This is a genomic window from Providencia sp. PROV268 (assembly GCF_028477805.1).
GTDB classification, from domain to species: domain Bacteria; phylum Pseudomonadota; class Gammaproteobacteria; order Enterobacterales; family Enterobacteriaceae; genus Providencia; species Providencia stuartii.
This window is the reverse complement of sequence record NZ_JAMPLW010000023.1, coordinates 1-14,484: the sequence shown is the minus strand read 5'-3', so window position 1 is coordinate 14,484 and position 14,484 is coordinate 1. Positions and strand designations below refer to the sequence as shown.

At 41.4% G+C, this 14,484-nt stretch carries 10 protein-coding genes and 1 tRNA gene; 3 read left to right on the top strand and 8 right to left on the bottom strand.

Annotated elements, in window-relative coordinates; genetic code table 11:
- Positions 1-10 precede the first annotated feature (10 nt).
- The 3 genes from hutU to hutI all read right to left on the bottom strand — a co-directional run bounded on the left by hutU (position 11) and on the right by hutI (position 4,424).
- The gene (gene hutU, locus PR699_RS15695; protein WP_004921233.1) at positions 11-1,696 is read right to left on the bottom strand and encodes a urocanate hydratase; all 1,686 of its coding nucleotides are present in this window, start codon (positions 1,694-1,696) and stop codon (positions 11-13) included.
- Between the two features lie 380 nt (positions 1,697-2,076).
- Complete coding sequence (hutC, locus tag PR699_RS15690) at positions 2,077-2,820, bottom strand: histidine utilization repressor (protein WP_004921235.1); 744 nt, start codon at positions 2,818-2,820, stop codon at positions 2,077-2,079.
- Positions 2,821-3,185: 365 nt separating this feature from the next.
- Positions 3,186-4,424: an imidazolonepropionase gene (hutI, locus tag PR699_RS15685; RefSeq protein ID WP_014656290.1), complete on the bottom strand. Its 1,239-nt coding sequence runs from the start codon at positions 4,422-4,424 to the stop codon at positions 3,186-3,188.
- 243 nt (positions 4,425-4,667) lie between these two features.
- On the opposite strand from hutI, the gene smrB reads away from it, so the two are divergent.
- Entirely contained in the window at positions 4,668-5,210 is a 543-nt protein-coding gene (gene smrB, locus PR699_RS15680) for an endonuclease SmrB (protein ID WP_004921238.1), read from the top strand.
- A 97-nt stretch (positions 5,211-5,307) separates the two neighbouring features.
- On the opposite strand, the gene sixA is transcribed toward smrB, so the two are convergent.
- From sixA to PR699_RS15660, 4 genes are all read right to left on the bottom strand, one after another.
- Complete coding sequence (gene sixA, locus PR699_RS15675) at positions 5,308-5,793, bottom strand: phosphohistidine phosphatase SixA (RefSeq protein WP_004921240.1); 486 nt, start codon at positions 5,791-5,793, stop codon at positions 5,308-5,310.
- A 424-nt stretch (positions 5,794-6,217) separates the two neighbouring features.
- Complete coding sequence (fadJ, locus tag PR699_RS15670; protein ID WP_014656291.1) at positions 6,218-8,407, bottom strand: fatty acid oxidation complex subunit alpha FadJ; 2,190 nt, start codon at positions 8,405-8,407, stop codon at positions 6,218-6,220.
- Positions 8,407-9,726, bottom strand: coding sequence for an acetyl-CoA C-acyltransferase FadI (fadI, locus tag PR699_RS15665; RefSeq protein WP_004921245.1), 1,320 nt, complete (start codon positions 9,724-9,726; stop codon positions 8,407-8,409). The genes fadJ and fadI overlap by 1 nt, the downstream gene beginning before the upstream one ends.
- A 386-nt stretch (positions 9,727-10,112) precedes the next feature.
- A complete protein-coding gene (locus tag PR699_RS15660; protein WP_014656292.1) occupies positions 10,113-10,409 on the bottom strand; it encodes a YfcZ/YiiS family protein in 297 nt (98 codons plus the stop codon).
- A gap of 352 nt (positions 10,410-10,761) precedes the next feature.
- Here PR699_RS15660 and fadL point away from each other — a divergent pair, with 352 nt between their 5' ends.
- Complete coding sequence (gene fadL, locus PR699_RS15655; RefSeq protein WP_014656293.1) at positions 10,762-12,093, top strand: long-chain fatty acid transporter FadL; 1,332 nt, start codon at positions 10,762-10,764, stop codon at positions 12,091-12,093.
- A 918-nt stretch (positions 12,094-13,011) separates the two neighbouring features.
- On the opposite strand, the gene mlaA is transcribed toward fadL, so the two are convergent.
- Positions 13,012-13,764, bottom strand: a complete 753-nt coding sequence (gene mlaA, locus PR699_RS15650) for a phospholipid-binding lipoprotein MlaA (RefSeq protein ID WP_014656294.1) — start codon at positions 13,762-13,764, stop codon at positions 13,012-13,014.
- A 538-nt stretch (positions 13,765-14,302) separates the two neighbouring features.
- Between mlaA and PR699_RS15645 the strand changes: the two genes are divergently transcribed.
- Positions 14,303-14,377, top strand: a tRNA-Arg gene (locus tag PR699_RS15645).
- The last annotated feature ends 107 nt before the right edge of the window (positions 14,378-14,484 follow it).

Below are 14,484 nucleotides of genomic sequence, written 5' to 3'. Positions count from 1 at the left end.
CCGGCTCCTCTTAGCGTGTTTTTAACATCGGTAGGTTAAGATTTTTTTCTTGTGCGCACTGAATCGCTATATCATAACCCGCATCAGCGTGGCGCATGACACCTGTCGCTGGGTCATTGTGTAGAACACGAGCAATCCGCTCAGCAGCTTCATCAGTGCCATCGCACACAATCACCACCCCTGAATGTTGAGAGAAGCCCATACCGACCCCTCCACCATGGTGTAATGAAACCCATGTTGCTCCACTTGCTGTATTCAATAAGGCATTCAGTAAAGGCCAATCAGAGACGGCATCTGAACCATCTTTCATCGCTTCTGTTTCGCGGTTTGGGCTGGCAACTGATCCTGAATCAAGGTGATCTCGACCAATCACGATCGGCGCTGAAACTTCACCGCTTCTTACCATTTCATTAAAAGCTAAACCTAATTTCGCCCTATCCCCCAAGCCAACCCAACAAATACGTGCGGGTAAGCCTTGGAAACTGATACGTTCACGCGCCATATCTAACCAACGATGTAAATGCTTATCGTCAGGTAAAAGCTGTTTTACTTTTGCATCTGTTTTATAAATATCTTCAGGATCACCGGATAACGCCACCCAGCGGAAAGGACCAATACCGCGACAGAATAATGGGCGAATATAAGCAGGTACAAACCCAGGGAAATCAAAAGCATTTTTGACGCCCATTTCAAGGGCCATTTGACGGATATTGTTACCATAATCAAATGTTGGAATGCCTTGTTTTTGGAAGGCGAGCATCGCTTTAACATGTTCAGCCATCGATGCTTTTGCTGCTTTCGCTGTGCCTTCAGGATCTTTCACGCTACGCTCGCGATACTCTTCCCAACTCATCCCAACAGGTAAATAACCATTGAGAGGATCGTGAGCACTCGTTTGGTCGGTAACCATATCTGGGCGAACGCCACGTTTCACTAACTCTGGTAAGATTTCAGCCGCGTTAGCACATAAGGCGATTGATACAGCTTTCCCTTCCGAGGTGTATTTTTTGATACGCGCCAATGCATCATCCAGATCGGTCGCTTGCTCATCCACATAACGGGTACGCAAGCGAAAATCAATACGGCTTTGTTGACATTCGATATTCAGTGAACAGGCACCCGCGAGTGTTGCTGCTAACGGCTGCGCCCCGCCCATACCGCCTAACCCTGCCGTGAGTACCCAGCGCCCAGTTAAGTCACCATTATAATGTTGGCGCCCTGCTTCAACGAAAGTTTCATAAGTCCCTTGAACAATGCCTTGGCTACCAATGTAAATCCAGCTACCCGCCGTCATTTGACCATACATTGCCAACCCTTTCGCATCCAATTCGTTAAAGTGTTCCCAGTTAGCCCAATGTGGTACAAGGTTTGAGTTTGCGATTAATACGCGAGGGGCATTTTCATGGGTTTTAAAGACGCCAACGGGCTTGCCAGATTGGACCAGTAGAGTTTCATCACTCTCTAAATTTTTAAGTGTTTCAACAATTTTGTCATAGCACTGCCAATTACGTGCCGCACGACCAATACCGCCATAAACGACCAGTTCATGTGGATTTTCGGCAACATCAGGATCTAGGTTATTCATCAGCATACGTAAAGGGGCTTCAGTCAACCAGCTTTTCGCGCTGAGAGTGTTACCTCGTGGTGCTCTGATATCACCATTTCTGTATTTATTATTTATCGTTGTCACATTCATACCCTCTTTCGATAGATTCAGCTTGTACTGATAACGTCTTTATATAGGTATAGTTGTATATACATGTACAATCAATACCCTATTTAACATCAAAATTGAGAATGAAATGCAGATAAATAATAATTACATATTATATTTCAATGGATTATGAAAAAACCACATCAAATTGGTGGTTAAATTTTCTTCTAAATCTGCCAGTGAGATCACATTAAATTTACAATTAATTCACATCTTTCAAGGGTTTTAGCGGGAAATATCAAAATTCACCATGAGATTAAGATAAACCTTCTACTCATGGTCAATATAGACGTAATTTTCAACATTTATTCGATAAAATACGCTAGGAAAGCAACCCCATAAAATAGCGTTGCCTTGAGATACTAAGAGGTAAAATGCCCTTTCAATTTATAGCGATGCCCCGGAAATAATAATTTCGTGCTAGTCACCACAAATGATTGGGACCATGTACGTCTTGAAATTAATAAGCAAGAAGAGCCTAACGCAATATTCAGCCATTTAGCGGCGCGCTCATCGGCTTCAATGGCCTCAACGATATGCTCACCTTCTGTTAATGGCGCCACCATTGAAAGGTAGTCATGAGGAGTGATGGTCAAAAAGTCTTGTTGTAGATAATCAGGAGCCGCTAGCGCATTGACATACCGATCTTCAATTTGCACTGGTACATCATTTTCGTAATGAATAATAATTGAATGGAATACCCTTGTTTCAGGGGCGATATTCAATTCCGCAGCCAACGAAACCGATGCAGCAACCTCTTCTAGCTTGATAATTTTACAGCTATATTGATGATTTCTTGCCAGAATTTCGGACTCGATGCTATGAACTTCAAATAGCGCTGATTGGCCTTTTGGCTCTGCGACGAATGTACCGACCCCTTGAACCCTAACTAACAGCCCTTCTGCTGTCAGCTCCCTTAATGCACGATTTGCCGTCATACGGCTACATTCGAATTGTTTGACCAATTCAGATTCCGAGGGAACACGATCATTCGCCTGCCACTCACCTGTATGGATTTTTTCTGTTATTAACTGTTTTACTTGCAAATAGAGCGGGATCGGGTTGTCTCTATTACCTTTTTTTTCTGCTGTCACAATCGTTTCCATTTTAAAAAGTAAAATGCCAAACCCTTAAAGTAAAAACTTAGGGTTACCGTTATACTATTAAGTTGTGCTATCAAATAGCGGATATTCTGACAGTCGCAAATAAAACTTAACCCTCTGTAAATATCCTACAAGTCTATTTACCAATTAAAGGCTAACAAAAACCCCTTACGGCATATATTACCACACAACAAATTGATAATGTTGGCAACACCAAACAATAGGAATTTTATGATTTAATGAATTTCTAACAAAAATAACTAATAATCAGCTGATTTTATCGACATTATTCTATTTGAAGGAACGGTTTATATTCTCATCCCGTTCCTACTCCACCAGCGTGCAAACTATCTGATACTTTAATTCACTTATGAGTTATGATGACTAATATTGCCTTGATAAACTCGCATATATAATGGCTGGCTACCTTGCTCATAAATCATCTCAACGGGGTCAACCGCATTCCAAACCACAAAGTCAGCCTGATAGCCGACCTTAAGCTGTCCATGGCTTGCCTCGCGACCTAATGCTTTCGCAGCATGACAAGTAACTCCAGCCCATACTTCTTCAGGTGTTAATCTAAATAGTACAGCAGCCATATTCATGATCATACGTAGTGAAGCGAAAGGGCTTGTGCCAGGGTTAAAATCCGTTGATACCGCCATTGGTATTTGATGTTCACGCAACAGTTCTATAGGTGGCAATTTTTTCTCTCTCAAGAAATAAAAGGCGCCCGGAAGTAAAACGGCTACTGTTCCACTCTCTTTTAGTGCACGAATACCATTAAGATCAAGATACTCAATATGATCAACCGACAACCCCCGATAACTAGCAACCAGTTCGCTGCCTCCAAGGTTGGACAACTGCTCAACATGCCCCTTGACTGGGATCCCCAATTTTTGTGCGGCTGCAAATAGTTTTTGGCTCTGTTCTAGCGAAAAGCCCACCGTCTCACAAAAGACGTCAACGGCTTCAAATAACCCTTGCTGCCACAATGTTGGCATAATATCCGTACAAATTAGATCAATATATTCATCAGCTTTATCTTTATACTCAGGCGGTACCGTATGCGCTGATAGCAAAGTTGAACTGACTGTTACTGGGTATGCTTCGGCTAATTTTTTGGCAACCATGAGCTGTTTTTGCTCACTCTTCAAATCCAAGCCATAGCCTGACTTCATCTCAATGGTTGTGACACCTTCACGGATCAGCGCCTCTAATCGCGGTTGTGAAACCTGATAGAGTTCATCTTCATTTAACGCTCGCGTGGCACGTACAGTAGAGTTAATCCCACCACCTTGTTGGCTAATAGTCTCATAAGAGACACCATTCATCCGCTGCTCCCACTCGGCCGCACGATTGCCACCAAAAACCAAATGCGTATGGCAATCAATTAAACCTGGTGTAATTAAGCGCCCTTCTAGATCCACTACTTTACAATTAGCTGTATCTAACTCACCTTTTGGTTCAATCGCCACGATCTTATTCTCTCGCGTGACCATATCGTGATTTTCTAAGAGTCCATATGCCACGTTAGATCCCAGATCCATTGTAGCAATGCGGCCATTTCGCCAGACGACATCATGAGCAAGTGTTTTAAATGACATAACAGATCCTATGGGTTTAATAAGTACATTTACCACTGCAATAGATAACAGGTATATATATGTATATACAATTAGTCAATACGGCTACAATTGTCAATGTAAACTGCCCATAACGTTAAAATTTTGTTAGTTAAATCTTATAATCCACAGCTATAACCTTCGTCACCAAAAATAGGTTACACTAATGTAGATAAGTACTATCTGAAAAAGATAATTAAACAGCTAGCTAAGATAATTAATCGAATGAAAAATAAATTTGAATTAGACAAAGATGACATTCATCTATTTAAAGAAGCTATTCGCGGCACAAAAAAGATAGCACAAGATCAAATCTTGCATACTCCTGTGCGAACAAAAGTCACTCATCCTTCAAGTAAAAAAGTCCAACAAGAACAAATCGATGCTTCATTTTATTTTTCAGATGAATTTCAACCTCAATTGGAAGATGAAGGTCCAACTCGCTATTTGAAACCCGGCTCTAGCCCTTACGAACTGAAAAAATTGCGTCGAGGCGATTATGTTCCTGAACTTTTTCTTGATTTGCATGGCTTAACGCAATTAGAAGCGAAACAGGAAATTGGGGCGCTGATTGCCGCATGTAAACGCGAAAATGTCTTTTGTGCGTGCATTATGCACGGCCATGGTAAGCATATTTTAAAGCAGCAAACGCCCCTGTGGTTAGCCCAACACCCAGATATTCTTGCTTTTCATCAAGCACCTAAAGAATGGGGCGGGAATGCGTCACTACTCTTATTAATTGAAACTCAAGAACACATTAGGCGCTAGCAATTTTCAGCGTCTTCATATTACACAATACAACGTTAGCCATTTTTCATCACGACAACAGACCGTTTAAAAGCCCCTAGGGGCTAACTGGTCGCCATTACTGATTGACTGAGAGTAATTGAGCTGGGCTGAGCATCCAATCTAAATGGGCTTTATGGTGCTTCACATCCATTTCAATGCAGGCAATCGAAGAAGTGATAAACATCGGAGGTGCTTCATGAGGGCATAACTCTGAAACTAAATACCCGACAAGAGGTAGATGAGACACCACCAATACGGCATTCGCTCCCATTATTGCTAGGTCACGAATATGATCTGCCACAAATGCCGCATTCCCACCGGGTGTTAACATCTCCATTACCGTAGCTTGTTCAGGTAGGCTAAGATGCTCACGGACAGTTTGTAGTGTTTGCTCTGCTCGAAGATAAGGACTTACTAGGACATGATCAATCTCTGGATGACGTTTATTCAACCATTGAGCCATCAATACCGAATCATCTTTCCCTTTTTGAGTTAACGCTCTTGCCGCATCACTTGCGGCCTGTAGTGCGGCATCACCATGACGCATAATATAAACTTGCATAATCCACCATCTGAGTAGCCTAGCAAATAGCACTGGCTAATCTTTTTGTTAAAATAATTTATTGTCAGAGTCACCATCAGTGGGGCGAAAAGTGATTCTGCATCAAACTACCGACAAATAAAATGATTTAAGTAATTTTTTGCGTTTAATTTTGTCTGAAAAGCATGCAGCAGTGGCCTAATTACCTTATTGCTCCCGCTCCCATCGGCCCCTCTGACCTACCAATTAACTACATTAGAGGCCATCTAACTTTTTCTATTTTCAATCAATAAAAAACCCGATGATTGCTATATTAAAGCAAATACATCAGGCTTTTTGGTTACATCATCGTACCTTAAAATACACAGTTGTACGCTAAGTGGTATTTCAGGTTGTTAATTAAAGAAGCCACCGTTATGGCTGCTTGAAAGTGGCTTCACAATACTCAACTTTTGTTTGCTGGAAAAAAGGTTTCATTTGTTTGTGCCATCTGACACAAGCGTTCACAAGGGCGGAATTTATCACCGTAACGCTCAGCTAACTGATTCATCGTATCTACTGTTTTTTGAATACCTAAGTTATCCATATATCGGAATGGCCCACCAAAGAATGGTGGGAAGCCAATACCAAATACCGCGCCAATATCCCCATCTCGTGCATTTTGGATAATATTCTCATCTAAACAGCGAACAGCTTCATTGAGCATCAACATCACACAGCGTTCAGCAATATCAATTTTGCTCAAATGATTTTGTGGCTGAATACCGATTAATGAATAGATACTGCTATCTACCTGACGCTTTTTAGATTTTTTCCAGAACATCAATTTAGATGTGGGTTGATGCCCATACAAATAAAAGCCTTTCCCATTTTTCTTGCCTTTACGGTCGTCTTTATTCACTTTATCCAGAAGCTCAGGAGCCTTAAACCTATCACCAAAGCGATTGACTAAAATAGGTAAAATTTTAGTTCCGACATCAATACCGACTTCATCTAATAAGTTAAATGGCCCAACAGGGAAGCCAAAATCAACAAGCGCACTATCAATATGTTCAATTGATTCGCCACTCATTAAACATTCAGCTGCTTCACACAAATAAGGCGCTAAAATACGATTCACATAAAAGCCTGCATCATCCCCCACAACAATGGCCGTTTTACCTTGGCGTTTCGCAAAAGCCACCACCGTCGCAATGGTTTCTGCATCTGTTTGCTGATGAGGGATCACTTCAACCAGAGGCATTTTGTCAACAGGGCTAAAATAATGTAGGCCAATCACTTTTTCAGGGTGGGCTGCATTTTCAGCGATTTGATGAATAGGTAATGAAGAAGTGTTCGAGGCAAAAATCGCCTTCCCGTGGGTGACCTCTTGTACCTCTGCAACCATCTTTTGTTTTAGTGAGAGATCTTCAAAGACAGCTTCAACCACAATATCAGCGTGCTCAAACCCTTGATAATTTAGCGTGCCCGATATTTTTGCCATCACTGCATTACGCTCGCGAGCAAGCATACGCCTTTTATTAACTCTTTGCGTTAATAGATCCCAGCTATAACGCAGTGAATGGGTAATGCCTTTCTCATTAATATCTTTAATACGGACAGGAAGATCACCTTTCATTGCGGTGACAAATGCAATCCCCCCTCCCATTAAACCGCCACCTAACACACCAATCTGCTTAAATGCGAGTGGTTTTGCACTAGAGCCCGTTTCATTTTTTAATGCCGTTGTCGCAAAGAATAAACTTCTTAGTGCGGCTGACTCTGGTGTCATCACTAACTCGCCAAACGCTTTGGCTTCTGCCTCATATCCGGCTTTAGCCCCTTTTTCTACCCCTGTTTTGACAACCTGAATAATTTTCTCTGGAGCAGGATAATGGCCTTTCGTTTTGCGCATTACGGTTTGTTTGGCGCTGGAAAAGACTTTATTACGTAATAAATTACTGCTTAATAAACGATGTTGCCAATGAATAGGCGCGCGTTGGATTTTACCTTTTTTCGCCATTGCAATAGCGACATCTAACAGAATGGTTTCAGGCACGACATCATCCACTAACCCCATTTTTAGTGCCTGTTTCGCGCGTAACTGTTTACCCGTTAACATCATATCCAGTGCATTTGGTATGCCAATTAATTTTGGTAAACGTTGGGTTCCACCTGAACCGGGAAGTAAGCCTAATTGGACTTCAGGTAGGCCTAAACGCGTTTTATCGTCATTCGAGCACACTCTGACATGGCATGCTAATGCAAGTTCTAACCCACCACCGAGACAGGCTCCATGGATTGCCGCAACAATAGGTAAAGGATAGTTTTCTAGCTTTTCGAAAAGCAGGTGCCCTTCTCGAGATAACTCACTGGCTTGCTCTTTACTTTGGCAGTTAGCAATCATGCTAATATCCGCGCCCGCGATAAAACTGTCTTTTTTCCCAGAGGTGATCACCAATCCTTTTAAACCAGGTGTCGACTGTGCTTGCTGTAAAATAGAGAGGAACTGTTGTGCAAACTCAGCCTTCAATGTGTTGACCTTTTCATTTGGTACGTCAATGAAAATGACACCCACTGTTTGGGCATGAACTTCAAGGCGAAAAGCTTCATGCACGAGGCCTGCTTGAACCCCTGTTTCTGAATGGTGCGTCATTATTCCACCTCCAAAATCATTGCTGCGCCCAACCCACCAGCAGCACATGCTGTTGTTAAACCAAACCCACCACCTCGGCGACGTAATTCATGCAGTGTTTGTGTCACCATACGCGCTCCTGTTGCAGCGAATGGATGACCATAAGCAATAGACCCACCAAGCACATTGAACTTATCCATATCTACTTCACCAATTTCTTTTGATAACCCCAATTTTTCTTGAGCAAATTGGCGACTAGAAAAGAGTTTAAGATTCGCTAGCGTCTGAGCGGCAAAAGCTTCATGCATATCGATTAATGTCAAATCTTGTAGCGTCAACCCCGCACGTTTAAGCGCTATTGGTGTCGCATAAGAAGGGCCTAACAGCATATCTTGCCAAACATCAATAGCAGAGAAAGCAAAGCTACGTATATAACCTAATGGGGTATAACCTAATGCTTTAGCACGAGATTCCGTCATCATTAGCACGGCGGCCGCTCCGTCGGTCAGTGGTGTACTATTGGCTGCCGTCACCGTACCGTGTTTACGATCAAATGCAGGTTTTAACTTTGCATAAGAAGATAAAACTGAATTTGTACGGATATTATTATCTTGAGTGAAGGCTTGTTTGAATGGCGGCATGTAAGCACTCATCACCTCTTGCTCCAAAACACCACTTTCCCAAGCTTTGGTCGCGAGCAGATGTGAGCGATGCGCAAGTTCATCTTGCTGCTCACGAGTGATGTGATACGTTTTCGCCATTTGCTCCGCCGTATCCCCCATCCGTAAACCTGTCGAATATTCTGCAACGGCGGGTGCGACAGGTAACAGATCTTTTAGACGTAATTTCGACATCAATGAAAGCTTTTGCCCGAATGACTTCGCTTTACTTAATGACAAAAGCGTTGCTGCAAGTTTCTTGGAAACCCCGATAGGTAATACAGAAGATGAATCTGCACCTCCAGCAATACCAACTGAGATATGACCAGCCATCATACTCTCAGCAATATTTGCCATAGCCTGGAAACTCGTCGCACAAGCGCGAGAAACACTATAGGCATCCGTCGAGACACTCATACCTGTACCGAGCACTATCTCCCGCGCAATATTCGGGGCTTCTGGCATTTGTACCACTTGCCCAAACACCAGCTGTTCAATAAGTTGTTTTTCAATACCGCTTCGACTTAGCAGTTCTGCAACAACAGCTTTTCCCAGATCAACCGCAGCAATACCTTGATATGCTGTGGCTTGCTTGGCAAAAGGTAAACGGAGGCCGCTAATAATTGCTATCCTCTCTTTTGCTGCATAAGTGCTTTCGCCATGATGGGAAAGTTGATTCATGGTAGCTCCTGCTAAAAAGTGATAAACCGTTTTTTATGACCTCTAAACCTTTCATGCTGGTTTCTGTAGCCACAAGTGAAACCCGCGCTTTAAAATAATAGGTGTAACTTATTTATATTTAACCGATTCTCGTAACCTGTTAAAAAAGTGCTTGTGGCTAGCTGACCCTCGCTAAAGAGGTCTGACCTGTTTAATATTGTTAACATAAACGTTACATTCAGAAAATAGCGACATTAAGAAAATGCGAGCTTGCACACAACTTAATGAATATTAATGAAAGCAGAAAAGAGTTGAGCAGAAAATAAAGGGAATTAAATAGAAAAACACCTTCACTATAGCGCAATTAGACTATAGTGAAGGAGATAAAGAGTTAATCAGTTGTTTGATTAGCGTAAGCCTAATTGAAAAATCAGACTTTCTGCTTCACAACTAAAAGTAAAGTTTGCAAACAACTCAACACCACCTTCAACATTGGTGATGGAATGGTCGATAGCACAAGGTTCTGACTCAACAGATTTGGCCTTTTCAGTTAGCTGTTTCAACATAGATTCCGCTTCTTCATGGCTCGCGAAAACATGCTGATACGATGCAGTGCAATCTTTATTATCTAAAACTGTACCCACATCTACACAGCAGCAAGCAGCAGTTTCTTCCGCGCTACAACGGTTAATCGCATCAGTCATTTTACTCTCCAAATCAACAAACTGTTAAGTTGCTATCATAACGCTGAAAAAGAGAGAAAAACCAGTGTATATCAAGCCTATTCCCTGACTATCTGAGATAAGTTTGATCTAACCCCATAAATACTCATCAATGACAGAATTACGCCCAACGAATGTTGCCATTTTGTTAAATGCATCGCAATTTTGAAAACAATTTGTATATAAACGAAAAACATGCTTGCAACATATGAGGTGGTCAGACCTATACTCTAGTAACTGGTCTGATTTGTCATAGAGGCAAGCGACCCTACAATTCTGCGCTTCTTGCGATAGAAGTCGCCTAATATACATAATAAACAAGAGGGTTTTGGTCATGAGCCAGAAAAACCTATTTACTCGATCAGCTTTAGCAATAGCAGTGGCAATAGTTTCATCTAATGCGGGCGCCGCTGGTTTTTTGCTTAATGAATATTCCACATCTGCGCTCGGACGTGCATTTTCGGGAGCCGGCGCACTCGGTGACAACGCAAGTGAAGGTAGTCGTAACCCTGCTGCAATGATGTTATTTGATCGCCCAGCCATTTCAGTCGGTGCAGTTTATATTGACCCAAGTGTTGATATTAAAGGGCGTGGAGCATCTCCTTTAGGCAGTAACTTAACCGCAAATGATATTGCACCAAGCGCTCTCGTGCCTAACGCGCATTTCATTTTCCCTATCAATGATAAGTGGGCGGTAGGTACATCAATGACCACCAACTTTGGCCTCGCAACTGACTTTAGTAAAAACTATGCAGCAGGCCCTATTGGCGGTAAAACTGACCTGAAAACAGCCAACTTAAATTTAAGTGGTGCATACCGTTTAAATGATAACTTTAGTTTTGGTTTAGGTGTCAATGCGGTTTATGCCGATGCTGAAATCACTCGCCATGCAGGTGATTTAGGTAAATTAACACCAAAACTTGGATTACCACCTATTCCTGCTAGTACCACAATGGCAAAACTGACAGGCGATGATTGGGGCTACGGCTGGAACGCAGGTATCCTCTACGAACTCAATCCAGATAACCGTTTTAGTTTAACCTATCGTTCTAAAGTTACCGTCAAGTTTAAAGATGGTAAGTACTCAAATGACCTTCCAAGTAATAACCCTTACCTTAATGGCGCTGGTATTGTCGGCACTGATGGTGAAAAAATCAAAGGTAAGCTTGACCTAAACCTTCCTGATATTTGGGAGTTCTCAGGTTACCATAAAGTTGCTCCAAAATGGGCATTGCACTACAGCGTAGCTTATACTGGCTGGAGTGAATTCAAAGATTTAACAGCATATCGTAGTAGTGATGGAAGGCAATTATTCCACAAGGCTGAAAACTTTAAAGATGCTTGGCGTTTCGCAGTAGGTACAACCTATTACTATGATGATAACTGGACATTCCGTACAGGTATCGCCTATGACGAAAGCCCTGTACCGACAAAATACCGTTCAATTTCCATCCCAGACCAAGATCGCTATTGGTTAAGTGCGGGTACAACCTATGCATTTAATGAAAATGCTTCTGTAGACTTGGGTATTTCTTATATGTACGGTAAAAAAGTCAACATATCTGAGAAGCTAGTAGAAACTAACGCACTGCCACTTCCTGCTTATGAGTTTAAATCTGAAGGGTCAGCCTGGTTGTATGGTGTGAACTTCAACTACACATTCTAATTGTGTCGATGCAAATAAATAACAGGGGATGATCCCTCTGCCAAACCGTTAGCTAACCCCATGCTTTTCTACATGGGGTTTCTTGTTTAAGGAACATAATCGTTAAAATGATTCTCCCATTATCTTCTGAACGTCATTAATGAAAACGATAACTCATTTTAATTGGCACCAATCTCTCTTTTTAGTCCTAAAAGGATAAAAAAGAGTGTTAACCTAGTTACTGTCTCCATCTTATATGTCGTAGCTGCAATAAACCGAAAACACGGACAAGCAGAAATAAAAACTCTCACACCAAAAATTTACCTTTTTACAAAATAATTAACTAATTTACATTCGATTTTCTTGATAATAAGTAACCATTAATTATTAAAACAGAAAAATACACTACTTTAAATCCCCCTAAAAGTGAGTTTGAGGCCGTTCAGACCTGAAGTGCTCTTGACTTTTATCCCTGTAAATCTATAAATTAAATTGTGGCTTGAATGTTATCTTAGTATTAACTAATGATTTATCGGGCTTATCACTGTAAAACTATTTCAATTTCTTCTTTCTCGATCACTTCGTTGTAAATAGTTTTGCAATTCATTTTCATAACATCACACACCCTGCATGTTCTTGTCACTACGCCTAGTACAATGTAGTCATTGTCTGGTTCGGCGTAGCGCCGCTAGCATATAGGAAAAATAAATTAACGTTTAAGCAATAATCGTAAGCTAACCGTTAATTCTAAAGAGGTTAATATGACGATATAGAGAGGAGGTATTTATGGGAACACTGTTTACGGTTGGCTTTATTGGTGTTTTAGGTGTTATTGCTCTGATTGATGCAATCACTTCTCGAGGAAAACGAGGCAATGAATAATACTCTTATCACTCTCTGATGCCATACATAGCAAAAGAGAGTGATAGCTTCCTGTCATTAATCGATAGAATCTAAATCATCTTCGATAGCTGAGGCATTTGGATTTTCCGTCGCTTTTAACTCCCCACCACTTGATAAGAAATCATTTCGCTGGAAATATGCTTCGCGCATCAACAAATAAGGATCAGACGAATTTTTCAGCAATCCATCCGAATCGAGTAGCTGGGAACGCGTTTCGATGCCTTCTAAGGCCCATTTACCTGCCGACATCCAGAATGTCAGATAGCTCAACATTGGGTAAAGATCATCAACTAAATTACCGCCCTCTTCACGTGGTGTAAAACTACCGTAACCAGGTAACACCACATAAGGACCATAACCTACATCATAGTAACCCAATGTGTTACCAAAACGTTTAGGATCTTCTTTTGCTAACTGCGGGTTAGCCATTGAAGCTACATCAATGAGTCCTCCAACACCAAAGACGGTGTTAAGGAAGAAACGGTTAAAGTGTTTAAACCCTTGGCTGACTTCACCTCGTAAAAAGCTGTTCAGCATGCTGGCTGGCTCTTCAAGGTTGACAAAGAAGTTCGTTAAACCATTTCGTGCAGGCATAGGTACATAATCGCGCCAAGCAACGGCAACCGGCCTTAAGATATAGGGATCTAACACATTGTAGTTAAAATTGAACATCGCTCGGTTAAAACCTTCAAGCGGATCTGAGCGCTCCTGAGTTTCAGGATTAATTGAGCTTGAACACCCAACAAGCAAAACCCCCGCAAGAAGAACGCCACTCATGCGAAACTTCATAATACTCTCCATTCCCTGTACCACCAGCCATGGCACTTCAATTCAAATTATAAACCAATGCGTTTATATTAAAACCAAATAAATATAATTGTTAACCAATTTGAGTGCTCAATATGACCAAGCAACCATAACGCTAAGTATACATTATTAAGTATATTGTTTTTATAAGAAAAGTGATCAAATGCACGATTGGCTAACTGTATCCGTTACAATGGAGTAATAAACAGTACAGTGTTCACGAGGCTTAGAATGGGCTTTTTAAGATAAGCGATAAACATCGGCGCTCACTGAGTTTACTTAGCATTACTCATCAAAAATGCGAATCTCGATTTACGGCTTATCCCTGCATAGGATGAGCAATTCACGCCATAATTACCCTCAATAATAACATTACGTGTTTTTATAGTTTCATTAACATATCGCGCAAAAGATCACCTAAAACTATAGTTTATTACTCTTTTATAAAAGAAATTCCACGTAACAACTTGATTCAATTAGAAGTCAGAAGTAGAATGCCGGACGTTGTAACATAATTTATGTCCCCTTAGTTAAATGGATATAACGAGCCCCTCCTAAGGGCTAGTTGTAGGTTCGATTCCTGCAGGGGACGCCACTGTAAGCCAATAAACCCGCTATCCTCCCACTAAAAACCTGCTTTACCTGTCCGTTGAGTTAAATAATACTAAACTGAATAAATATTTCTCAGGGGAATATGGGGTC

Bases quoted from the DNA above. Each gene is read 5' to 3' on its own strand.
- hutU (WP_004921233.1), bottom strand. From the start codon at position 1,696: ATGAATGTGACAACGATAAATAATAAATACAGAAATGGTGATATCAGA.
- hutC (WP_004921235.1), bottom strand. From the start codon at position 2,820: ATGGAAACGATTGTGACAGCAGAAAAAAAAGGTAATAGAGACAACCCG.
- hutI (WP_014656290.1), bottom strand. From the start codon at position 4,424: ATGTCATTTAAAACACTTGCTCATGATGTCGTCTGGCGAAATGGCCGC.
- smrB (WP_004921238.1), top strand. From the start codon at position 4,668: ATGAAAAATAAATTTGAATTAGACAAAGATGACATTCATCTATTTAAA.
- sixA (WP_004921240.1), bottom strand. From the start codon at position 5,793: ATGCAAGTTTATATTATGCGTCATGGTGATGCCGCACTACAGGCCGCA.
- fadJ (WP_014656291.1), bottom strand. From the start codon at position 8,407: ATGACGCACCATTCAGAAACAGGGGTTCAAGCAGGCCTCGTGCATGAA.
- fadI (WP_004921245.1), bottom strand. From the start codon at position 9,726: ATGAATCAACTTTCCCATCATGGCGAAAGCACTTATGCAGCAAAAGAG.
- PR699_RS15660 (WP_014656292.1), bottom strand. From the start codon at position 10,409: ATGACTGATGCGATTAACCGTTGTAGCGCGGAAGAAACTGCTGCTTGC.
- fadL (WP_014656293.1), top strand. From the start codon at position 10,762: ATGAGCCAGAAAAACCTATTTACTCGATCAGCTTTAGCAATAGCAGTG.
- mlaA (WP_014656294.1), bottom strand. From the start codon at position 13,764: ATGAAGTTTCGCATGAGTGGCGTTCTTCTTGCGGGGGTTTTGCTTGTT.